Here is a 22,453-nt window from a genome sequence, read left to right as displayed (position 1 = left end):
CCGACCATGAGAGATAATCTTGTTGAGCAGATTATATCTGAAGTAATGCACCAGCAGACTGATGATCGCGCAAATAACAAAACGGCGGCCAGCTTTATTGGCTGCGGTTTAACCGAATTTGTCGGGACCGCCCTCGGGCATACCATTGGATTAGTCATTGCCAATGTCGATCATCAATTACATGAAGTTATGAACATCGACAAGAAATATCGCTCAATCGGTATTCTTGGCGCCCGTACCGGGGCCGGCCCGCATATCTTTGCGGCGGATGAAGCCATTAAAGCCACCAACAGCGAAATTCTGTCGATTGAGCTGGCTCGCGATACCGAGGGTGGCGGTGGACATGGCTGCCTGATCGTTTTCGGCGCCTCCGATGTTTCCGATGTACGCCGCGCGGTGGAAGTCGCCCTGGGCGAAATTCAGCGCACCATGGGCGACGTTTATGGCTCCCCGGCCGGTCATCTGGAGTTCCAGTACACCGCCCGCGCCAGCAACGCCCTGAACAAAGCGTTCGGTGCCCCGATAGGCAAATCCTTCGGGATGACCTGCGCGTCACCGGCGGCGATTGGCATCGTGGTGGCCGATGCGGCGGCAAAAGCCGCGGTTATCGAGCCGGTGGGCTACGCCAGTCCGGCGCACGGCACCAGCTTCAGTAACGAAGTGATCTTCACCTTTGCCGGTGATTCCGGCGCGGTACGCCAGGCGGTGATTGCCGCCCGGGACGTCGGAAAACAACTGCTGGCCACGCTCGACCCGGCCCCCATCACATCAACCACCACGCCGTACATTTGACGGTGGCAGTCACGAGCGAAGCGAAGTAAGGAAGATACAGCATGAACGATCTTGATATTACTCAGGCCGTCTCCCGCGTGCTGAGTAAATACACCAAAACGACCGCGCCGGACCCTGAGCCACGCGCCACGACAGCCGCATCGTCGCTCGAAAGCAGCAACATCGATGCGATTGTCGCCAGCGTGCTCGCCAGCCGTAGCGAAACTGCCAACGTTGTCGACAGTGCCTCAGGAGACGGTGTTTTTGCCACCATGGATGCCGCAATTACCGCAGCGCAGCAGGCGTACATCCAGTATCGCCACTGCTCAATGCAGGATCGCGCCGGCTTTGTTAATGGTATTCGCCAGTTTTTCCTGCAGGAAGAGATCCTGCATACCCTCTCTACCATGGCGGTAGCAGAGACCGGAATGGGAAATTATGCCGACAAGCTGGTGAAAAACCGCGTGGCCGCGCAAAAAACCCCGGGGATTGAAGACCTCACCACCGCGGCGATCAGCGGCGACGGCGGTCTGACATTAACCGAATATTCCGCCTATGGCGTGATTGGCTCGATCACCCCGACCACCAATCCGACCGAAACCATCATCAACAACACCATCGGGATGCTGGCGGCAGGCAACGCCGTGGTATTTAGCCCACACCCGCGTTCACGTCAGGTGTCGCTGCACTGCGTCACGTTAATTAATCAGCAACTGGCTCGCCTCGGCGCGCCCGCCAATCTGGTGGTAACGGTCGCCAACCCGTCGATTGACAACACCAATGCCTTAATCGGCGATCCGCGTATCAACATGCTGGTCGCCACCGGCGGGCCGGGAATCGTGAAAACCGTGATGTCATCCGGCAAGAAAGCGATTGGCGCTGGTGCAGGCAATCCCCCTGTCGTGGTGGATGAAACCGCCAATATCGAAAAAGCCGCCCGGGACATCATCAACGGCTGCAGCTTCGACAACAACCTACCCTGCGTGGCGGAAAAAGAGGTCATTGTCGTCAATGAGGTGGCGGACTATCTCATTCACTGCATGAAAAAAAGCGGCGCCTGGCTGCTGTGCGACAAGCAGCATATTCAGCAACTGCAGACGCTGGTGCTGAATGAAAAAGGCAATGGCCCGAGCACCGCATTTGTCGGGAAAGATGCGCGCTACATTCTGCAGCAAATCGGCATCAGCGTACCGGAAGAGATCAAAGTTATCCTGATGGAAACCGAGCGCGATCACCCCTTCGTCGTGCATGAATTAATGATGCCGGTGTTGCCGGTGGTGCGGGTTGAAAACGTCGATGAAGCCATCGACCTGGCGGTAAAAGTTGAACATGGTCATCGCCACACGGCCATGATGCACTCCACCAACGTCGAAAAACTGACCAAAATGGCGCGACTGATCCAGACCACTATTTTTGTCAAAAACGGCCCGTCCTACGCCGGGTTAGGCGTCGGCGGTGAAGGTCACGCGACCTTTACCATCGCCGGCCCCACCGGTGAAGGTCTGACTTCGGCCCGCTCGTACGCCAGACACCGCCGCTGTGTGATGGTTGAAGCGCTCAATATTCGTTGACGGACGCAGGATGGCTGACTCGATCATGAAAAAACGCATTATCAACGCGCCCACGCCGGAAACGCTCGCCATGCTCAAAAGGCGTATGCCTTCGGAAGCGCGCAACCGGCTGGAAGGTCTGCGCATTGACGCCATCGGGTTGATGATGTTGCCAGTACCGGACCTCTATTTTTACGCAGACCTGGCAAGTAAAAGTGCACATGTGGCGGTATCGGAGATCTTTGGCAGCTGTCCGCAACATATTACGACGCTGGCGCTATTCGGCGAAATCGCCGCGGTAAATGAAGCCATGCGTATTATTGAGGATGACGACAGTCCTTTCTGAGCGTTTATTTAACCGGCAACAAGATTATCGATTAACTCACGTACCCGGCACTTCCGTCAGGTAAACAAAATTCAGATGTGGTTATTAACCACGCGTATACCACAGGGCTTTCAAGATGCAGCCAACACCCCTGCTCATTGAAAGACAACAGGTATATATCATTTAGGGAGTTACTGTATGTTAGAAAAAGGTTTTACTCATCCGACCGACCGTGTCGTCAGACTTAAAAATATGATTCTGCATGCTAAACCTTATGTCGAATCTGAACGTGCGGTGCTGGCAACCGAAGCTTATAAAGAAAACGAACAGCTGCCAGCTATTATGCGCCGGGCCAAAGTGGTTGAGAAAATATTTAATGAGCTGCCGGTCACTATTCGTCCTGATGAATTAATTGTCGGCGCTGTCACAATTAATCCACGCTCGACGGAAATATGTCCTGAATTCTCTTATGACTGGGTTGAAAAAGAATTCGACACCATGGAGAAGCGGGTTGCCGACCCGTTTATTATTGAGAAAAAAACCGCCGATGAACTGCACCAGGCGTTTAAATACTGGCCGGGTAAAACCACCAGTTCGCTCGCCGCGTCTTATATGTCCGAAGGGACCAAAGAGAGCATGGGCAACGGCGTTTTCACGGTGGGCAACTACTTCTTTGGCGGCGTCGGACACGTCAGCGTCGACTATGGCAAGGTGCTAAAAATCGGCTTCCGCGGGATCATTGATGAGGTCAATCGCGCGCTGGAGCGCCTCGACCGCAGCAGCCCGGATTACATCAAGAAAGAGCAGTTCTACCACGCCGTTATTGTGAGCTATCAGGCAGCGATCAACTTCGCGCACCGCTACGCTCAGGAAGCTACCCGTCTGGCCCGCGAAGAACGCGATCCGACCCGTCAGCGCGAGCTGGAACAGATTGCCAATAACTGTACTCGCGTGCCGGAATACGGCGCGACCACCTTCTGGGAAGCCTGCCAGACGTTCTGGTTTATTCAGAGCATGCTGCAGATTGAGTCCAGCGGTCACTCGATCTCTCCCGGCCGTTTCGACCAGTACATGTATCCCTACCTGGCGGCGGATACCGCCATCAGCAGCGAATTTGCCCAGGAGCTGGTGGACTGCTGCTGGATCAAGCTGAACGATATCAACAAAACCCGCGACGAAATTTCCGCCCAGGCCTTCGCCGGTTACGCGGTGTTCCAGAACCTGTGCGTCGGCGGTCAGACGGAAGACGGTCGCGATGCCACTAACCCGTTAACCTACATGTGTATGGAAGCCACGGCCCACGTCCGCCTGCCGCAACCCTCTTTCTCCATTCGCGTCTGGCAGGGCACGCCGGACGAGTTCCTCTACCGCGCCTGCGAACTGGTGCGTCTGGGGCTGGGCGTCCCGGCCATGTACAACGACGAAGTGATCATTCCGGCGCTGCAAAACCGGGGCGTCTCCCTGCACGATGCGCGCGACTACTGCATTATCGGGTGCGTAGAGCCGCAGGCGCCGCACCGCACCGAAGGCTGGCACGACGCCGCCTTCTTCAACGTGGCGAAGGTGCTGGAAATCACGCTCAACAACGGGCGTTCCGGCAGCAAGCAGCTCGGTCCAATGACCGGCGAAATGACCCAGTACAGCGGCATGAACGACTTCTACGCCGCCTTCAAACAGCAGATGGCGCACTTTGTCCACCAGCTGGTTGAAGCGTGCAACAGCGTCGACATCGCCCACGGCGAACGTTGCCCGCTGCCGTTCTTATCGGCGCTGGTGGATGACTGTATCGGGCGCGGAAAATCCCTGCAGGAAGGCGGCGCGATCTACAACTTTACCGGCCCGCAGGCCTTCGGCATCGCCGATACCGGCGACTCGGTCTACGCCATCCAGAAACAGGTCTTCGAAGATCGTCGCCTGACGCTTCAGGAACTGAAGGGGGCGCTGGATGCCAACTTTGGCTACCCGGTCGGCGGCACCCCGCATTCCGCAGCGGCGAAATCGTCGTTGGGCGAGCAGGATGTTTACGAGGTGGTGAAACGCATTATCGACCAGCATGGTTCGCTGGATCCGGCGGCGATTAAAAACGAGGTCTATCGCCAGCTCGCCAGCGCCAGCCCTGCGCCATCCGCAGGGAATCCGCGTTACGAAGAGATTCGCCACATTCTGGAAAATACGCCGTGCTTTGGTAACGACATCGACGAGGTGGATCTGGTCGCCCGCAACTGCGCGCTGATCTACTGCCAGGAAGTGGAGAAATACACCAACCCACGCGGCGGGCGTTTCCAGGCCGGTATCTATCCGGTGTCGGCGAACGTGCTGTTTGGTAAGGACGTCAGCGCCCTGCCGGACGGCCGTCTGGCGAAAGAGCCGCTGGCCGATGGCGTATCGCCGCGCCAGGGGAAAGACACCCTCGGCCCAACCGCTGCCGCCAACTCGGTAGCCAAACTGGATCACTTTATCGCTTCGAACGGCACGCTCTACAACCAGAAATTCCTCCCCTCTTCGCTGGCGGGAGAAAAAGGTCTGCGCAACTTCGGCGGGCTGGTGCGTAACTACTTCGATAAGAAAGGGATGCACGTCCAGTTTAACGTTATCGACCGCAACACCTTGCTGGAAGCGCAGAAAAATCCGCAACAGCACCAGGATCTGGTGGTGCGCGTCGCGGGCTATAGCGCGCAGTTCGTGGTACTGGCAAAAGAAGTCCAGGATGACATCATCAGCCGTACCGAGCAGCAATTCTGATTTTGCCTGACCTGCCAGGGCCATACGGCGACGTGTGGCCCTGTATCAGACCCGATTTTAGCGGCTGACTTGCTGTTGCCTGGAGGTCGCTTTTTTGACGAGTGATGTTATGAACAGAGTCGAATACGATACCGAAGGCGTGTTATTCAACATTCAACGCTACTCCCTGCATGATGGCCCCGGCATCCGCACGATCCCCTTTTTCAAAGGCTGTCCGCTGGCCTGCAAGTGGTGCAGCAACCCGGAATCGCAGCGCCCGCAGCCGGAGCTTATCTATAAAAAAAGCGATTGTATCCGCTGTGGAAAATGCGTGGATGCCTGCAAGCAGCGCGCGCTTTCCCCGGAGAATCCATTTTTTATCGACCGCGAGCGCTGTATCCAGTGCGGCGAATGCACTGCCGTCTGCCCGACCCAGGCGCTGGAGATGAAAGGCAAACGCATGACCGTCAGTGAGGTGGTCCGCGAATTGCAGAAAGAAGAGAACTTATTTCGCCGCTCCGGTGGCGGCATCACGCTGTCAGGCGGCGAGCCGCTGGCGCAGCCGGTGTTTGCCCGTGAACTCTTAAAAGCCTGTAAAGCCAAAGGCTGGCACACGGCGATGGAGACCACCGGCATGACCACCAAAGCGGTGATCGAGGATGTCTTCCCGTGGGTCGACCTGGCGCTGACGGATATTAAAGCCGTCAACCCCGCCATTCATCAACACAACACGGGTGTCGATAACCGCATCATCCTCGAAAACCTGATTCGCATCTCTTTTATCACTCACGTCATTGTGCGTATCCCGGTGATCCCCGGCGTTAACGACACCCCGGAGGAGATTCGCAACATCGCTGAATTTGCCCGCCTGATGTCTGGTGTGGATACCATTCACCTGCTGCCTTATCACACCTTTGGGGAAAATAAATACAGCCTGCTGGGCCGCATTTATCCGATGGGCGAGGCGGGCTCGCACTCAGAAGACAAAATGGCAGAGCTGAAAAAAGTCGTGGAATCGCTGGGATTTCATTGCCATATCGGCGGTTAGACCTGACTCAACAATAATGATTTTAACCTCTTATCCCTTGTCCCCCAATCGTTAAGCGGGGGCAGAACGCCTCGCTTAATACAGGAAAAAAAACGATGAGCCACTCTCGAGAATCCGTCACCGGGCCGTGCATTGCCGAATTTCTTGGTACCGGGCTGTTTATATTTTTCGGCACCAGCGTGCTGTCTGCGGCAAAGCTTGCCGGCGCCAGCTTTGGTCTTTGGGAAATTTGCGTGGTGTGGGGGCTGGGCATTGCGCTGGCGGTCTACCTGACCGCCGGCACTTCCGGCGCGCACCTTAACCCGGCGGTGACCATTGCGTTATGGATGTTTGCCCGCTTTGACGCCAAAAAAGTGCTGCCCTATATTCTGGCGCAGATGGCCGGGGCGTTCTGCGGCGCCGCGCTGACCTACGTGCTGTACCACAATTTGTTCGCCGATTACGAGCAAGCGCATCACATGGTGCGCGGCAGCCAGGAGAGTCTGTATCTGGCCAGTATCTTTTCGACCTACCCGGCAGCAAGCATCAGCGTGTGGCTCGCGGGGCTGGTGGAGATCGTCATTACCTCGATGCTGATTGGCTTGATTATGGCCCTGACCGATGACGGTAACGGCGTGCCGAAAGGGCCGCTGGCGCCGCTGCTGATCGGCCTGCTGGTGGCGGTTATCGGTGCGGCAACCGCGCCGCTCACCGGATTCGCCATGAACCCGGCCCGTGATTTCGGCCCCAAACTGTTTACCTGGCTTAATGGCTGGGGCTCGATGGCGATGACCGGCGGCAGGGAGATCCCCTACTTCCTCGTGCCGTTAATCGCGCCGGTCATTGGTGGGATCCTCGGCGCAATGATTTACCGCTACGGTATCGTGCGCAATCTGCCTGCCGCAAAAGCCGTCGATACGACAGTAAATCAACCAACGCCTTAATTGACCTGACGCCTCCCACTCCGCCAGCGGCTGCAGCGCATGGCGGAGTGTTCCCCACCGATGTTTTTCTGACTGCCTTCGTATCCCTCTCTCGCAAAAAAGAACAGATCTATCAGTTTACAGACAACAAAGGCGCATAAGTGTCGCGCGACAACGAAACGAGGGTCGAGAAAAACACTACACGATGAATAATCCGTAGAGCAGTTTAACCCGTGTGCGGTATCCATCACTTGAACTCACAGCGAGAAGCGACACAAGAGTCTGCGCGGTCATCAGCACGTACGACGATGACATTGCTTATGATAGAAGGTATAGAATGGAAAAACCTGATCACTGAGTGTGGTTGAGACTGGGACAGATAGATGTCTCTGGGATGTTTTTTGCGCTATGGTTAACGCCTATAAATATGCTGTCAACACTAGATAAGTGGCAAAAAACATCAACACACACGCTAAAACCAAATATAATAAGTATAGATAGTGATAAATTAACAATATATCATATAAATGACTTAGCACTAACACTCAGGATAAACACATGTCTCAGCAATTTTTCACAAAAGATAACATATCATTAAACGTATTATTCCAAATTTTTGATAACGCATTCATGAATCCAACGTTAAATGAAGATGTTAGTGTTGTATTACATGAAAGATTTCGAACAACATTACGCCTGTCTGAAACAAAAGACAGGCTAATGGTATACACGTTATTCACCGGAAACACTGAAACCGATGAGCTTGAAAAATATAAATTAGTTAATAAAATTAACGCATCATTCTATTTTGCAAAAGCGATGATTGATGAGGATGATGGTTGTGTTAGATTTGATTATGACATTGATTTAAAAGGAGACACTTCTGCAAAAGCCATCGTCTACAACATCAAGAGCTTCCAAAAATCTGTCGAGGCCATAGTTGACAATGGTGGTTTTGACACTATTTTTGGTTAACAAAAAGGGGCGTCAGCCCCTTTTTATAAAAACAATAAATATAAACCCACTCCATAACAATATATTGAACTGCATGCCAGAAGAGCATTTCATAAAATACAATTAACTCATAACAGAAATCACACACATCACAATAAAAACCAACAAGTCACTAACAAAATACATTCCCCCCTCTTCCTCTGCTGGATAGATGGAAACAAATAGAGACAGATGTAGGGTATTTCCCCATGAATAAGCAACCGGCTTCTGGTTTTCATTGCACGAGATGCCTGAGAGTCGAGCAGTCTCAGCTCGCGGTAAGCCTGATGTCTTGAACTCCGAAGCGGGTGAACGAGATGCAGCGATACCCACCAAGTGATTTACCTATTTCCTTACCCATCGTATCGCCCAAGCAAGCATACATCGATATTTTTACTAACATATACTTCGCAGTGTAACTGGCTGGCAATACCTTGCACGGATCTACCGCCTTGATCAGATAATCGCTGTTCTCCTATCCGTCGAGAGTTACCGTGTCAGAGTTGTGTATACGCAGCACTGTATAACGCAGTTGAGAGCGACCACTAACAATTTTGGTTATGGCATCCGCAGGTGGCCTCACGCAAAGTATGACGGCTAGCGACGGGTGTTTTTCCCACGCGGCCGCGCCGTTTTTTTCTCCTCTGTCAACGCTGGCTCCTCCGGCGCTGGAGCCGAAACGTCGCTCAGGCTCTCCTCAAGATCAAGGCAGGAGACACTCTCGGTGACCGGCTCAAGATTCACCACCGGGATCGCCGCAGCAGGAATGGCCTCTACGGGAGGCTCTGGGGACGTGGCGGGTTCTGCGGGGTCGTCTGCCGTACCGCAGGTCTGTGCGGAGGCAATCAGGCGATCAATGCCGCTGGCGGTACGGGCAATCACTTTCCAGGCGTAGACCTGGCCTACCCGACCGGCGGCGGCAACCCCGGCTGAAACGGCAGCATTCATCGCCCCGACCTCCCCCGTGAGTTTGACGGTCACCAGCCCGCCGCCCTTAGTCAGTTCGTATCCGACCAGTTCGACATTCGCCGATTTTATTGCGGCATCGGCGGCCTCTACCGCCACCGTTAAGCCAACGGTTTCTATTAAGCCTAAGCTCTGCCCGGACATAACTCTCTCCTGTTATTTTTCATTCAATGGGGAACTGACGGGGGTGCACCGTTGACCGGCGGCATCATCACGCAGCAGCTGCGCGCGGTCCGTACGTTCCCAGGGGAAGACTTCCCGACCGAAATGGCCGTAGCAGGCCGTCTGGCGATAGCGTGGCGCCAACAAATCCAGCTCGCGGATAATGCCGTAAACGCTAAGGTCAAAATGCTGGCTGACCAGCTGCGTCAGCCGGTTCGCCGATAGCCGGGAAGTCCCAAAAGTATTGATCGCCACCGACACGGGGCGGGAAAGGCCGATGGCCCAGGCCAGCTGGACTTCACAGCGCGTCGCCAGCCCGGCGGCAACGATATTTTTCGCCACATAGCGCGCCGCATAGGCCGCCGAACGGTCGACTTTCGATGGATCTTTACCGGAAAACGCGCCGCCGCCGTGGTGCGCTGCGCCGCCGTAGGTATCCACAATGATTTTGCGCCCGGTCAGGCCGCAGTCCGCGGCAGGACCGCCGTGAACAAACGGCCCGGCGGGATTAATCAGTATCCGGGTGGCGGGCGTCAGCCAGCGCGCCGGGATCACCGGTTTGACGATCTCTTCCATCACCGCTTCGCGCAGCATAGCCAGCGGAAAATCGGCGCGATGCTGCGTGGAGACCACGATGGTGTCCGCATGGTGTATCCGCCCGTCGCCGTATTGCAGCGTCACCTGACTTTTGGCGTCCGGGAGCAGGCCATCCAGTTGGCCCGTTTTACGTCGCTGAGCCTGCCGGGCCATCAGCCGGTGCGCGTACACGATCGGCGCGGGCATCAGCTGCGGCGTTTCATCGCAGGCATAGCCGAAGGTCATGCCCTGATCGCCGGCCCCCAGCGAGGCCGGATCGCTGGCACGAATGCCGCTGGCGATATCGTCAGATTGCCGACCAAGCATGCTGATAACCGCACAAGTTGCGGCATCAAAGCCTTTCAGCGAGTGGTCGTAGCCGACTGATTTCACGGTTGCCCGGACAATCTGTTCGATGTCGATCCTCGCCTGGGACGATATTTCCCCGGCCACAATCACCGCCCCGGTTTTCACCAGGCATTCACAGGCCACTTTGGCCCAGGGATCGTTGAGTAAGCAGGCATCAAGAATGGCGTCAGAGATCTGGTCCGCCATCTTATCCGGGTGCCCTTCGGCAACCGATTCAGAGGTAAAAAGGTAGTCGTCCACGGCAGGGCCACTGTAAAAAGAATCGTGTCCCATCTTAGCGGCGCGGGGGGCGCCAACGAGTAAACAATCTTGCCGGAATGGCGGACTTTCTTGCGCTTACGCCACGGTCAGCGCAAGAAAGGCCGGGTGCGTATCAGCACGCTTCGGGCGCGGCGTTGCGACGATAATCTGATGGCGCGATGCCGGTCTCTTTTTTGAAGATCCGGCAAAAATAGTTCGCATCCTGCCAGGAGAGTTCCAGCGCAATAGTGTTGACTTTTAAATCACTGAACTGCAGCAGGGATTTGGCGAGATTGATTTTGCGGCTGGTGATATAGCTTGAGAACCCGCTACCGGTGCTCTTCTTAAATGCCCGACTCAGGTAACACGGGCTGACGAAGGACTCTGCGGCGATATCATCCAGGGTCATGTTATTCAGCAGGTTTTTCTCGATATGAAAGCGCGCTCTGGCGACAAAATCCATGCTGCCGCTGGCGCTTTTAAACAACAGTTCGAACAGGTCGTGGCTGAGGCTTAACAGTCCCCCCATGGTCTGCCAGTAGCGGCAGGCGGACAGCCCGTGCTGGTGAATGCCCTGCATCAGCACGCTGATTTTTTGCCGGCACGGGGTATATTTGTCGCCCAGACCGGCAAGGTGTTGCTGGAGCAATTCCAGCACGTCAATCAGCGCGTTGGCCCCCTCGTTATCCGTCGGGGATTCGCTACAGGCCGTATCCAGCGCCGCGAATAAAAAGCAGTGCCAGCCGGGATAATCGCAGCCGCTTATCAGATCGCTTATCGTCTGCCGCTGCTCCCGCGTCGCCACTGCCCCCTGCTCATCCACCAGCAAGGTTTTGCGAATCGTATCGCTGAGAATGCTCTGCTTGACCGGCTTTAACAGATAATCGTCCACCTTCAGGCTCAGCATATGACGCACAATGTCGAAGTCATCGTTTGCCGTCGTCACAATCACTTTGGTCTGGCTATTTTTCTGCTTGAGGTACTCAATCACCTGGTTGCCGTTGGGTAACGGGATATTGATATCCACCAGCATCATATCGATCTGATTGAGCTCATCGATCAGTTTAATGGCTTTATTACCGGTCGATGCTTCATGAATGACCGAATTTTCCACACAGCGAGAGACGATTCGCTTGAGCGACTCTGACTCAATGCGCTCATCTTCAACAATAACAATATTATACATACTCACACTCCAGGCTCGGTCGGCGCCATCGGGAACCGCAGTCTCACCGTGGTACCGAGCATCGGCTTATGGGGGCTGGTGATTTGTAAACCATAGTTTTCACCGAATAACAGTTGCAGGCGGTTGTTGATATTATTAATGCCGATGCCGCCTTTCTGTCGGTTCTGATTGCCAGAGAGGATATGCGCAATGTCCTCTGGTGAAATACCGTCACCGTTGTCGGTGACGTCAATAATCACATCGTGACCATCGTCGGTGGCGCGCAAAATAATGTGGCTGGTGGTTTCACGCGGTTCGACAACATAATTAAAAAAGTTTTCGACCAGCGGTTGCAGAATTAAAAATGGACACACCGTCTCATTATATTTTTCCGGGATATCGCAAACATAGTCAAAGCGCTCATTCATTCTGACTTTCTGAATTGACATGTAGCAACTGACATAATTCATTTCCCGACCAAGCGTAATCAGGCCGTTGTGATTCTTACGCAGCAAATAGCGCATCATGTCAGAAAAGTCGTGCACCATGGTTTCGGTACGGCTGGCATCTTCAAGAAACGCCAGCCGGCCGATGGTATTCAGCACGTTAAACAAAAAATGGGGGTTAATCTGGTAGGAAAGCGCCTTAAACTCGGCTTCATGCAGCGAGCGTTCGATCTCCACGCGCTTGCGTAACTCGCTGGTGAGTTCCTGATCTTTTTGGCGTAATTCACGCTGGATATTGTTGGCGTGCGCCTGCTCAACCAGATACGAAGCAACATGCAGCAGCGTATAGGCCGTTGATTCAAAACGCTCGTAAGGCATACGCGGCGTATTTTCATGCAGATCCAAAAGCCACGGGTTTTCCTGCCACAGGTGGTTATTGTTGAGGATGTAGGGAATGGTTTGCTCTTTCTCCGCCTCGACCTTCACCTGCCCGGAGATAAACGCGCCAAGATAATGGTTATTAATCATGATGGGCACGGCAAACTCGACGAAACCGCAGTAGCAACGGTAAACCACCGGCTCCCCGGCCAGCATCGCCGCCTGCCCACCGGCGCTATCGCTATCGTAGCAGTGGCGGGCCAGGCTGGTATTCATTCTTGATCGGGCGCAAAAATCAGAGAAACCGCTCGCGCGAGTGACCGGAATACCGTCCTGATCGACCACCACAAGGGCAATCATCATGGATTGACTAAAATTGTCCTGCAGCGTTTGCAACCGGTCAACATCAAGAAATTCGTGTAGTTTGTATTTATTATTCATGATATCCGCCAGGTCAGGTCAAATGCAGCCAGACCATACCTTATTTACGCTTTTAAAATAATGAAATCGCTCACAAACAAAAAATGAATAATAATTAATATGTTAACCTGATGTTCTATTTTCTCGCATTAATTAACATTTATCCGAGGCCTTTACATAAATATAAAAACAGTCCCCATTTCATATGAATATTAAAATAAATACGGGGACGTTATCCTTGGCCCGCGGGTGCAATATTGCGACGGGGATGTTCAACCTGTCGCTGCTTCGGGATGTCGTGCGGACTAAAGCGCGCCACCACGCTCAATGCGTCCCGCCTGTTGACTTATTTTGCCAAAGCGTTACTTTTCAGGACATGAAAAACATACTGATAATCGTCCCCGATGGCGGCATGCTGTTTGAGTCCGCCGGCATTGCCGACATTTTGATGCAGGCTAACCGGCTGCACCCGGACGGCGTCGAGTCGCCGTGCTATCGCATCGCCGTCGCCACCACCCAACCGCATCAGGTGATTCACGGCCAGTCCGGCCTCAACCTGCTGGCCGACCATCGCCTGCACGAGCTCGATCCACGGCAGCCGCTCGATACCATCATCATTACCGGGAAAGGACAGAGCGAACAGGAAGGGATTGCGGTCGTCGACTGGCTGCGTCTGGCCGCCCCTCACGCTCGCCGCATCGCCTCCATCTGCGGCGGCGCACTACTGCTGGCGCAGAGCGGGCTGCTGAACGGCAGGCGCGCCACCACCCACTGGAAATTGCTGGAATCGATGCAGGCCGCCTATCCTGAGATCCGCGTCGAAGGCGGGCCGCTGTATGTCCAGGACGGGCCCATCTGGACCTCCGGCGGCGTCAGTTCCGGCTTTGACCTGACGCTGGCGCTGGTGGAAGAGGATTATGGTTTTAGCCTCGCCCGCGATGTCGCCCAGGATATGGTGATGTACCTGCGTCGTCCCGGAGGTCAGCTGCAGTTTAGTCGCTATAACCTCGCCAGAATCAACACCCCTGGCCCCATCGGCGACCTGCTGACGTGGATCCTCGCCAACCTCACCGCCGACCTGTGCGTCGAAAACCTGGCAGAAAAAGTCGCCATGAGTCCGCGCAATTTCACCCGTGTGTTTACCCGGGAAACCGGGGCTTCGCCGGCGCGCTACGTGGCCGAGGCGCGCCTTGCCGCCGCCCGGCAGCGGCTGGAGCAGACCAACGACACCCTGGATAATATTGCCGAAGACACCGGGTTTGGCAGCACCATTAATCTGCGCCGCCTGTTCGAAAAACAGCTCCACCTGACGCCGGGTGAATACCGCCAGCGCTTCCACTGCCGCAAAATGGCGTAAAGTGATCCTTATTTGTCATTTACGCCAAAACCATCGCCGCCTACAGTAACGCCAGAGACAGCAATTAAGACAGCCTACCAGGTAGGCGCACAGGAGCGAATTATGGTTAAGGTCGGCATCAACGGTTTCGGCAGAATCGGACGCAACGTCCTGCGTGCAGCATTACGTCATCCAGAGATTCAGATTGTGGCGATCAACGATCTGACGGACAGCAAAACCCTGGCCCATCTGCTGAAATATGACTCGCTGCTGGGCACCCTGCCGGTCAGCGTAGAGGCGGCTGACGGTCAGCTGCAGGTCGATGGTCAACCGGTCATCGTCTATAGCGAGCGCGACCCGGCGCGGATCCCGTGGCGTGACGCCGGGGTAGAGATTGTCATCGAGGCCACCGGTTTCTTCACCGAACGCGAACAGGCCGCCGTCCACATTCACAGCGGCGGCGCCAAACGGGTGATCATTTCCGCCCCCGGCAAGAATGATGATTTAACCATCGTGATGGGCGTTAACCATCAGCTGTACGATCCGCAGCAGCACGCGGTCGTGAGCAACGGTAGCTGCACCACCAACGGTCTGGCCCCGGCCGCCCAGGTGCTGCATCAGCAGTTTGGTATTCAACACGGGCTGATGAATACCACTCATGCCTACACCAACAGCCAGGCGCTGCACGATCAGCCGGAAAAAGATCTGCGCGGTGCGCGGGCGGCGGCGCTCTCCATCGTGCCCTACTCCAGCGGCGCGGCGAAAGCGCTGGGCAAAGTTATCCCGGAACTCGACGGACGCCTGACCGGCTATTCACTGCGCGTGCCGGTGCCGGTGGTCTCGATCGTCGACCTGACCGTCACGCTTGAGCGCAACGTCACCGCGGAAGAGGTCAATAACGCCTTCCGTCAGGCGGCAGCATCTGGCCCGCTACAGGGGATCCTCGGCTACAGCGATGAACCGCTGGTCTCCAGCGATTATCAGGGCGACCCGCGCTCGTCGATTATCGATGGCCTGTCGACCCTGGTGATTGGCGGCAATATGGTGAAAATCCTCGCGTGGTATGACAACGAATGGGGCTTCTCTAACCGCCTCGTTGAGCTGGCGCAGTATATCGCCCAGCGCGAACAGTAGCCGATACCGGCGGCGGCCGCGGACGGGGCCCGCCGCCGACACAACGACCGGCACAGTCGCCAGCGGGCGGAAAATTCGCTATTATCCGCCCCCACCCTTTTTAAGCGCCCGCTCATGTCCGCCATCGTCGATAACTTTATTGCGCCACCCTGCCACGAGCAGATTGCCATCCTCTATCAGGACCACCATCTGCTGCTGATCGACAAACCCAGCGGCCTGCTCAGTCTGTCAGGCAAAAACCCGCAGAATCTCGATTCCGTACACTATCGTCTGGCGCAGGAATTTCCCGGCTGCACGCTGGTGCATCGTCTTGATTTTGGTACTTCCGGATTGCTGGTGGTAGCGAAGAATAAGGCCATCAATGCCGCACTGTGCCAGCAGTTCAGCCAGCGCACGGTGCAGAAGGTTTACAGCGCCTTGCTGTGCGGCCATCTTGCCGACGACGAAGGGGTGATTGATGCCCCCATCGCCAAAGACCCGGCGCTGTTCCCGCGCATGACAATCTGCGCCATCAACGGCAAGCCCGCGCGTTCCCGCTATCAGGTGGTGGAACGCCTGCACCACACGAATACCGACGGCACCTTGCTGCCGCTGACCCGGGTCCAACTGTTCCCGGAAACCGGCCGCACCCACCAGCTGCGGATCCACTGCCAGCAACTGGGGCATCCGATCTTAGGCTGCGATCTGTACGGGGGATTGAGCTGGCCCGGCAGCCAGCAGGCGTCGCGCCTGATGCTCCATGCCAGCGCGCTGCACTTCGTTCACCCGGTCAGCGGCGAACCGTTTCACGCCACCCACGACAGCCCGTTCTGACCTGTCTCTGGCCTGACGCAGCAGCAAGCCGTGCAAATAAGCTTCGCGATATTATTAATTAGCAGTAAAAGTGAATCATATTAAAATCGGCGATCGGTCGCGACGACCAACAGCAGGACGACGACGTTAAATGATGGAACATTTACGTGAATATTCAAGTAAAAATCGGGCTTTATTTAACCACATTGAAGTGCATCACTTTCTGCCTCCTGCACCTGCTGTCCACCCGCAGCATAAAGCGTAATTTCCGCATGACGCTACCCTCCTGAGAACATCTGCCTGACTCTGGTTCCACTCGGACGATAACGTCGACATTTTGTGGCATTCCCTCCGGCAAACTATCGATCGCTGGACACGCGATCGGGATCTCATTGTGATTCTTAAATGTCGAGTAAATAACATTTTCGTATCATTTATTGAACATTAAATTGACGTTTACCCGCTCTGTTTCCTATACGTTTAGCCGACCTGTTGGCCAATATAAATAATCATAATGTGGAGCTTTTGATGAACAATAGCCCGTCAATGGAACAGACTCGCTCCGAGAGTCTGGTCCCACCTGCCCCTGCGGATCGACCACTGGATGCCCGTCAGCAATCGGTGATCAATAAACTCTTTCGTCGCTTAATCGTGTTTCTCTTTATTCTGTTCGTTTTCTCCTACCTCGACCGTATCAACATCGGCTTTGCCGGCCTGACCATGGGCAAAGACCTCGGCCTCACCAGCACCATGTTTGGCCTGGCGACCACCCTGTTTTACGTGATGTACGTGATTTGCGGTATTCCCAGCAACATCATGCTCAGCATCGTCGGCGCGCGCCGCTGGATTGCCATCCTGATGGTTATCTGGGGGATTGCCTCCACCGCCACCATGTTTGCCACCGGCCCGAACAGTCTGTATGTGCTGAGAATGCTGGTGGGTATCGCCGAAGCCGGCTTTTTACCCGGCCTGCTGCTCTATTTAACCTTCTGGTTCCCGGCGCAATATCGCGCCCGCGCCAACGCGCTGTTTATGATCGCCATGCCCGTCACCATGGCGCTTGGCTCACTGGCTTCGGGGTATATCCTCAATCTGGATGGCGTGCTGAACCTGAAAGGCTGGCAGTGGCTCTTCCTGCTGGAAGGCTTCCCGTCGGTGCTGCTGGGGCTGGTGGTCTGGTTCTGGCTGGACGACAGTCCGGATAAAGCCAAATGGCTGACCGCCGATGATAAGGCCTGTCTCAATGAGATGCTGGAAGCGGATCGTGCAGCGCTGCAGGCGTCGCGGCTCAGCGAAGCCAGCCCGCCGCTGTCCCAGCGCAGCATGCTGCGGGAGCTGTTTACGCCAATCATCCTGCTCTATACGCTGGCCTATTTCTGTCTGACTAACACCTTAAGCGCCCTTAGCGTCTGGACGCCGCTGATCCTGCGCAGCTTCAACGAGCAGAGCAGCAACGTCACCATCGGTCTTCTGAGCGCGATCCCGCAGGTTTGTACCATCGTCGGGATGATCTGGTGGAGTAAACGATCTGACCGCCTGAAGGAGCGAAAACTGCACACCCTGCTGCCCTATCTGTTCGCGGCGGCCGGCTGGATGTTAACCGCCTCCAGCAGCAACCCGCTGTTGCAATTCACCGGGATTGTGATGGCCTCCAGCGGCGCCTTTGCCGCCATGGTGATTTTCTGGACCACTCCTGACCAGGCGATTTCGTTGCGCGCGCGGGCGCTGGGGATTGCGGTGATCAACGCCACCGGGATGACCGGCGCGGCGCTGGGGCCGCTGTTAATGGGCTGGCTGAAAGACGTCACCGGGAACTTCAACGCCGGGATCTTTATGGTCGCCGGGTTCCTCGTGCTCGGCGCGCTGGTCATCGCCCTGATCCCGATGAAAGCGGCGGTGCAGCAGAGCCGCCTTGCATCATCGACATAAGCCGCCAGGCCTGAGCCTGTCGGCATCGTCCTTAAGGGGGCGGTTTCTGTGGGAACCGCCCCCATCAAAGACGCTTAAACGCAGAGCACTTTTATCGCCAGCCCGCCGCGGGATGTCTCCCGGTACTTATCATTCATATCCTTGCCGGTCTCGTACATGGTTTCGATCACCTTATCTAACGAGACATGCGGCTCGGAGGTGCGGCGCAGCGCCATCCGCGCGGCATTGACGGCTTTTACCGCATTGATAGCATTACGCTCAATACAGGGGATCTGCACCTGCCCGGCAACCGGGTCGCAGGTCAGGCCGAGGTTATGCTCCATGGCAATTTCCGCGGCATTGCAGACCTGCGCCGGACTGCCGCCCAGCAGCTCGGTCAGGCCAGCGGCCGCCATCGAACAGGCCACGCCAATTTCCCCCTGACACCCCACTTCGGCCCCGGAAATCGAGGCATTCATTTTATACAGCGCGCCAATGGCCCCCGCCCCCAGCAGATAGCGCGCCAGCGAGCTGGCGTTGACCGGACGGCGGAATTTATCGTAGTAAGCCAGCACCGCCGGAATAATCCCGCAGGCGCCGTTGGTCGGCGCGGTGACCACCCGGCCACCGGCGGCGTTCTCTTCGCTAACCGCCAGGGCGAACATGTTGATCCAGTCGATGACGTTCATCGGATCGCTGGAGAGGCTGTCGCTGGAGACCAGCCGCCGCCGCAACGCCGCGGCACGACGCGGGACATTCAATGGTCCGGGCAGCACGCCTTCGGTATTCATGCCGCGTTCAATACCGTCCCACATCACCGCGTGGATGTGCTGCAATCCGGCATCGATCTCCGCCTTGCTGCGTAAGGCCAGCTCGTTTTGCATCATCAGTCCGGAGACCGACAGCCCGTTGTGCTGGCACAGATGCAGCAGTTCACTGGCAGAGCGGAACTCAAACGGCACCTGGATGACGTCATCGCGGCTCTCCCCGGTCTCCCCTTCGGCAACGATAAACCCGCCCCCGACCGAGTAATAGGTCTGGCTGGCCCACGGGCCGGAGTGACTCCACGCGGTAATGCGCATGCCATTTTCGTGATACGCCAGGGTGTGGGAGTGGAACACCATATCGTCGGCCATCTGAAAATCAACGGTCTGCGCGCCCATGGCGAGCGGCAGACGCCCGTGCTGCGTGACCTGTTGAATAAATGCCGGAATCGCGTCGATGTCGACATGTTGCGGGCTGTTGCCCGCCAGTCCCAGAAGAATAGCGACGTCGGTCGCATGGCCCTTGCCGGTCGACGACAACGAGCCATACAGATCGACCACAATACGGGTGATGTGCACCAGTTCGCCCTGGGTAACCAGCTGGTCGATAAAACGTTTCCCGGCATTCATCGGCCCCACGGTATGCGAGCTGGAAGGACCGATTCCCGGTTTGAAAATATCGAATGCGCTAATCATATTTACCGCCTCGGATTGCCGTTCAGAGAAGAGCGCGGGTCGCGCTCCGGTGCGGCGGCACGGGAAGTTCCCGCCCCGCCGCCGTTGCCTCAGAGGTCGCGGATCGCGATAGCTTCGATTTCCAGCTTCACGTCCTTCGGCAGGCGAGCCACCTGAACGCAGCTGCGCGCCGGATAGATCGCCTGATGCTCGTCAAAGAACTGCTGATAGACCTGGTTGATGGTGGCGAAATCGTTAAGGTCGGTAATAAAAACCGTGGTCTTGACGATACTGCCGACCGTTAACCCTGCCGCCGTAACTATGGCTTTCACGTTCTCCAGGCTCTGACGCGCCTGATCGGCCACGTTGTCGGCAATGGCGCCGGTCTGCGGGCAGACCGGGATCTGCCCCGATGTCAGCACCTGCGTGCCGAGATCAACGCCCTGAACATACGGCCCGATGGCCCCCGGCGCATCCTGGGTTGCGATTATCTTTCTCATGATTCCTCCGGCGTTATAGCGCCTGGGTAAAGGTACGGGAGATGACATCCTGCTGCTGTTCACGGGTCAGCGCGTTGAAACGCACCGCGTAACCAGAAACGCGAATGGTCAGGTTCGGGTAGTTTTCCGGATGTTCGATGGCATCCAGCAGCATCTCCCGGTTCATCACGTTGACGTTGAGATGCTGCCCGCCTTCGACGTGAGCCTCATGGTGGAAGTAGCCGTCCAGCAGCCCCACGAGGTTGGTTTTACGCACCGTCTCCTCTTTGCCCAACGCCGCCGGCACGATGGAGAAGGTGTAGGAGATGCCGTCTTTGGCGTAGGTGAACGGCAGCTTAGCCACCGAGGTTAATGACGCCACCGCGCCTTTGCGGTCGCGCCCGTGCATCGGGTTCGCCCCTGGAGCAAACGGCGTTCCGCCGCGTCGACCATCCGGGGTATTACCGGTCTTCTGGCCGTACACCACGTTGGAGGTGATGGTCAGGATCGACTGGGTCGGCACGGCATTGCGATAGGTTGGCAGCACTTTGATTTTCTTCATAAAGCGCTCGACCAGATCGCAGGCGATGCTGTCGACCCGCTGGTCATTATTGCCATACTGCGGGTAGTCGCCTTCGATGACAAAATCGACCGCCAGGCCGTTATGGTCGCGGACCGGTTTCACCTTCGCGTACTTAATGGCCGACAGCGAATCCGCCGCCACCGACAGACCGGCCATGCCACAGGCCATGGTGCGGTAGACGTCGCGGTCGTGCAGCGCCATCAACGAGGCTTCATAGCTGTACTTGTCATGCATGTAGTGGATGATGTTCAGCGCGCTGATGTACTGCACCGCCAGCCAGTCCATAAAGTGGTCGAGGCTCTCCATCACCGTGTCGTAATCGAGCACCTCATCCAGCAGCGGCGCGGTTTTAGGCCCCACCTGAATCTTGAGTTTCTCATCCACGCCGCCATTGATTGCGTACAGCAGCGTTTTGGCCAGGTTGGCGCGGGCGCCGAAGAACTGCATCTGTTTGCCGATAATCATCGGGCTGACGCAGCAGGCAATGGCGTAATCGTCGCTGTTAAAATCGGCGCGCATCAAATCGTCGTTCTCATACTGCAGGGATGAGGTGACGATCGAGACCTGAGCCGCATACTTTTTGAAGGCAATCGGCAACGCTTCGGACCACAGCACCGTGAGGTTTGGCTCCGGCGCCGGCCCCATGGTGTGCAGGGTATGCAGGTAGCGATAGGCGTTTTTGGTGACCAGAGTCCGCCCGTCAAGCCCCATGCCGCCGATGACTTCGGTGGCCCAGATCGGGTCGCCGGAAAACAGGGTGTCGAACTCCGGCGTGCGCAAGAAGCGCACCATGCGGATCTTCATAATGAAGTGGTCGATCAGCTCCTGGGCCTGCTGCTCGGTCAGGTGGCCGCGGTTAAGGTCGCGTTCAATATAGATATCGAGGAAGGTGGCGGTACGCCCCAGCGACATGGCGCCGCCATTTTGTGATTTCACCGCCGCCAGGTAGGCAAAATAGACCCACTGCACCGCTTCCTGGGCCGTGGACGCCGGGCGGGAGATATCGCAGCCATATTTCGCCGCCATCTCCTGCATCTGCAACAGCGCGCGGCGGTGTTCCGCCAGCTCTTCGCGCAGGCGAATCGTCGCTTCCAGATTCTGTCCGTACTCCAGGTTGGATTGCAGGTCGGCAAACTGCAGTTCACGTTCGCGCACCAGGTAACGAATACCGTACAGCGCCACACGGCGGTAGTCGCCAATAATCCGCCCGCGGCCATAGCCGTCCGGCAGACCGGTCAGCACCCCGGATTTACGGCAGCGCAGCATATCCGGCGAGTAAGCATCAAATACCCCCTGATTGTGCGTTTTACGCAGGTCGGTAAACAGGTACTCAAAGTGCGGATCCATTTCACGACCATAAGCCTCAAACGAGCTTTTGATCATGTTGATGCCGCCGAACGGGTGCAGCGCGCGTTTAAGCGGTTTATCGGTCTGTAGCCCGACAATTTTTTCCAGCGCCGGGTCAATGTAGCCGGCATCATGTGCGGTAATCGAGGTCGCGATATTGCTATCGAAATCGACTGGCGCATGGGTCGCGTTTTCAATATGAATCCCCGTCATCACTTTGCCCCACAGCGCGGTGGTCGCCGGCGTGGCTTCGCTCAGAAAAGATTCATCTCCTTCATATGGCGTATAGTTGTGCTGAATAAAATCGCGGACATTAATTTCTTCTTTCCAGTCCGTACCGTGAAAACCTTGCCACGCGTCGGCATACAGCCTGTCGCTGGTATCGATATTTACCTTCATGAAA

Annotated in this window: 18 protein-coding genes; 11 read left to right on the top strand and 7 right to left on the bottom strand. The window is 56.1% G+C overall.

All coding sequences use genetic code 11. The features are described from left to right. The first annotated feature begins 6 nt into the window (after positions 1 to 6). The 7 genes from pduB to HF679_RS03465 all read left to right on the top strand — a co-directional run bounded on the left by pduB (position 7) and on the right by HF679_RS03465 (position 8,292). Positions 7 to 792, top strand: a complete 786-nt coding sequence (gene pduB / locus HF679_RS03495) for a propanediol utilization microcompartment protein PduB (protein WP_123754797.1) — start codon at positions 7 to 9, stop codon at positions 790 to 792. A 41-nt stretch (positions 793 to 833) separates the two neighbouring features. Then, complete coding sequence (locus HF679_RS03490) at positions 834 to 2,342, top strand: aldehyde dehydrogenase family protein (RefSeq protein ID WP_187042613.1); 1,509 nt, start codon at positions 834 to 836, stop codon at positions 2,340 to 2,342. Positions 2,343 to 2,367: 25 nt separating this feature from the next. Continuing rightward, positions 2,368 to 2,667, top strand: coding sequence for a hypothetical protein (locus HF679_RS03485; RefSeq protein WP_123754799.1), 300 nt, complete (start codon positions 2,368 to 2,370; stop codon positions 2,665 to 2,667). Between the two features lie 177 nt (positions 2,668 to 2,844). Then, a complete protein-coding gene (gene grpM, locus HF679_RS03480) occupies positions 2,845 to 5,388 on the top strand; it encodes a glycyl radical diol dehydratase GrpM (protein ID WP_174508094.1) in 2,544 nt (847 codons plus the stop codon). 109 nt (positions 5,389 to 5,497) lie between these two features. Beyond that, a complete protein-coding gene (locus HF679_RS03475) occupies positions 5,498 to 6,415 on the top strand; it encodes a glycyl-radical enzyme activating protein (protein WP_123754801.1) in 918 nt (305 codons plus the stop codon). Between the two features lie 95 nt (positions 6,416 to 6,510). Beyond that, positions 6,511 to 7,338, top strand: a complete 828-nt coding sequence (locus tag HF679_RS03470) for an MIP/aquaporin family protein (RefSeq protein WP_123754802.1) — start codon at positions 6,511 to 6,513, stop codon at positions 7,336 to 7,338. Positions 7,339 to 7,875: 537 nt separating this feature from the next. Beyond that, positions 7,876 to 8,292, top strand: a complete 417-nt coding sequence (locus HF679_RS03465; RefSeq protein ID WP_123754803.1) for a YbjN domain-containing protein — start codon at positions 7,876 to 7,878, stop codon at positions 8,290 to 8,292. 615 nt (positions 8,293 to 8,907) lie between these two features. On the opposite strand, the gene HF679_RS03460 is transcribed toward HF679_RS03465, so the two are convergent. The 4 genes from HF679_RS03460 to HF679_RS03445 all read right to left on the bottom strand — a co-directional run bounded on the left by HF679_RS03460 (position 8,908) and on the right by HF679_RS03445 (position 13,053). Further along, positions 8,908 to 9,420: a BMC domain-containing protein gene (locus HF679_RS03460; RefSeq protein ID WP_123754804.1), complete on the bottom strand. Its 513-nt coding sequence runs from the start codon at positions 9,418 to 9,420 to the stop codon at positions 8,908 to 8,910. A 12-nt stretch (positions 9,421 to 9,432) separates the two neighbouring features. Next, a complete protein-coding gene (gene metK, locus HF679_RS03455; protein ID WP_222618221.1) occupies positions 9,433 to 10,623 on the bottom strand; it encodes a methionine adenosyltransferase in 1,191 nt (396 codons plus the stop codon). Between the two features lie 133 nt (positions 10,624 to 10,756). Beyond that, a complete protein-coding gene (locus tag HF679_RS03450; RefSeq protein WP_187042612.1) occupies positions 10,757 to 11,809 on the bottom strand; it encodes a response regulator in 1,053 nt (350 codons plus the stop codon). Between the two features lie 2 nt (positions 11,810 to 11,811). Next, a complete protein-coding gene (locus HF679_RS03445) occupies positions 11,812 to 13,053 on the bottom strand; it encodes a PocR ligand-binding domain-containing protein (protein ID WP_123754807.1) in 1,242 nt (413 codons plus the stop codon). A gap of 355 nt (positions 13,054 to 13,408) precedes the next feature. Here HF679_RS03445 and HF679_RS03440 point away from each other — a divergent pair, with 355 nt between their 5' ends. The 4 genes from HF679_RS03440 (at position 13,409) to hpaX (ending at position 18,223) form a co-directional block, all read left to right on the top strand. Further along, positions 13,409 to 14,389, top strand: a complete 981-nt coding sequence (locus tag HF679_RS03440; protein ID WP_123754808.1) for a GlxA family transcriptional regulator — start codon at positions 13,409 to 13,411, stop codon at positions 14,387 to 14,389. Between the two features lie 102 nt (positions 14,390 to 14,491). After that, positions 14,492 to 15,502: a type I glyceraldehyde-3-phosphate dehydrogenase gene (gene gap, locus HF679_RS03435; protein WP_123754809.1), complete on the top strand. Its 1,011-nt coding sequence runs from the start codon at positions 14,492 to 14,494 to the stop codon at positions 15,500 to 15,502. 114 nt (positions 15,503 to 15,616) lie between these two features. Then, the gene (locus HF679_RS03430) at positions 15,617 to 16,315 is read left to right on the top strand and encodes an RluA family pseudouridine synthase (RefSeq protein ID WP_123754810.1); all 699 of its coding nucleotides are present in this window, start codon (positions 15,617 to 15,619) and stop codon (positions 16,313 to 16,315) included. 525 nt (positions 16,316 to 16,840) lie between these two features. Next, entirely contained in the window at positions 16,841 to 18,223 is a 1,383-nt protein-coding gene (gene hpaX / locus HF679_RS03425) for a 4-hydroxyphenylacetate permease (protein WP_123755498.1), read from the top strand. A 74-nt stretch (positions 18,224 to 18,297) separates the two neighbouring features. On the opposite strand, the gene tdcG is transcribed toward hpaX, so the two are convergent. The 3 genes from tdcG to pflB form a co-directional block, all read right to left on the bottom strand. Then, positions 18,298 to 19,662 (bottom strand): L-serine ammonia-lyase, encoded by a 1,365-nt coding sequence (gene tdcG, locus HF679_RS03420; protein ID WP_187042611.1) that lies wholly within the window; start codon positions 19,660 to 19,662, stop codon positions 18,298 to 18,300. Positions 19,663 to 19,751: 89 nt separating this feature from the next. Next, positions 19,752 to 20,141, bottom strand: coding sequence for an enamine/imine deaminase (locus tag HF679_RS03415; RefSeq protein ID WP_123754812.1), 390 nt, complete (start codon positions 20,139 to 20,141; stop codon positions 19,752 to 19,754). 13 nt (positions 20,142 to 20,154) lie between these two features. Then, positions 20,155 to 22,449, bottom strand: coding sequence for a formate C-acetyltransferase (gene pflB / locus HF679_RS03410; protein ID WP_123754813.1), 2,295 nt, complete (start codon positions 22,447 to 22,449; stop codon positions 20,155 to 20,157). Between the last annotated feature and the right edge of the window lie 4 nt (positions 22,450 to 22,453).

Origin of the sequence: Enterobacter sp. JUb54, assembly GCF_014298075.1 — a bacterium.
GTDB classification, from domain to species: domain Bacteria; phylum Pseudomonadota; class Gammaproteobacteria; order Enterobacterales; family Enterobacteriaceae; genus Klebsiella; species Klebsiella lignicola.
The sequence above is the reverse complement of the archived record's forward strand: the minus strand, read 5'-3'. Positions and strand labels throughout refer to the sequence as shown.

Coding starts and splice junctions, on each gene's coding strand:
- pduB (WP_123754797.1), top strand. CDS start 7: ATGAGAGATAATCTTGTTGAGCAGATTATATCTGAAGTAATGCACCAG.
- HF679_RS03490 (WP_187042613.1), top strand. CDS start 834: ATGAACGATCTTGATATTACTCAGGCCGTCTCCCGCGTGCTGAGTAAA.
- HF679_RS03485 (WP_123754799.1), top strand. CDS start 2,368: ATGAAAAAACGCATTATCAACGCGCCCACGCCGGAAACGCTCGCCATG.
- grpM (WP_174508094.1), top strand. CDS start 2,845: ATGTTAGAAAAAGGTTTTACTCATCCGACCGACCGTGTCGTCAGACTT.
- HF679_RS03475 (WP_123754801.1), top strand. CDS start 5,498: ATGAACAGAGTCGAATACGATACCGAAGGCGTGTTATTCAACATTCAA.
- HF679_RS03470 (WP_123754802.1), top strand. CDS start 6,511: ATGAGCCACTCTCGAGAATCCGTCACCGGGCCGTGCATTGCCGAATTT.
- HF679_RS03465 (WP_123754803.1), top strand. CDS start 7,876: ATGTCTCAGCAATTTTTCACAAAAGATAACATATCATTAAACGTATTA.
- HF679_RS03460 (WP_123754804.1), bottom strand. CDS start 9,420: ATGTCCGGGCAGAGCTTAGGCTTAATAGAAACCGTTGGCTTAACGGTG.
- HF679_RS03450 (WP_187042612.1), bottom strand. CDS start 11,809: ATGTATAATATTGTTATTGTTGAAGATGAGCGCATTGAGTCAGAGTCG.
- HF679_RS03445 (WP_123754807.1), bottom strand. CDS start 13,053: ATGAATAATAAATACAAACTACACGAATTTCTTGATGTTGACCGGTTG.
- HF679_RS03440 (WP_123754808.1), top strand. CDS start 13,409: ATGAAAAACATACTGATAATCGTCCCCGATGGCGGCATGCTGTTTGAG.
- gap (WP_123754809.1), top strand. CDS start 14,492: ATGGTTAAGGTCGGCATCAACGGTTTCGGCAGAATCGGACGCAACGTC.
- HF679_RS03430 (WP_123754810.1), top strand. CDS start 15,617: ATGTCCGCCATCGTCGATAACTTTATTGCGCCACCCTGCCACGAGCAG.
- hpaX (WP_123755498.1), top strand. CDS start 16,841: ATGGAACAGACTCGCTCCGAGAGTCTGGTCCCACCTGCCCCTGCGGAT.
- tdcG (WP_187042611.1), bottom strand. CDS start 19,662: ATGATTAGCGCATTCGATATTTTCAAACCGGGAATCGGTCCTTCCAGC.
- HF679_RS03415 (WP_123754812.1), bottom strand. CDS start 20,141: ATGAGAAAGATAATCGCAACCCAGGATGCGCCGGGGGCCATCGGGCCG.
- pflB (WP_123754813.1), bottom strand. CDS start 22,449: ATGAAGGTAAATATCGATACCAGCGACAGGCTGTATGCCGACGCGTGG.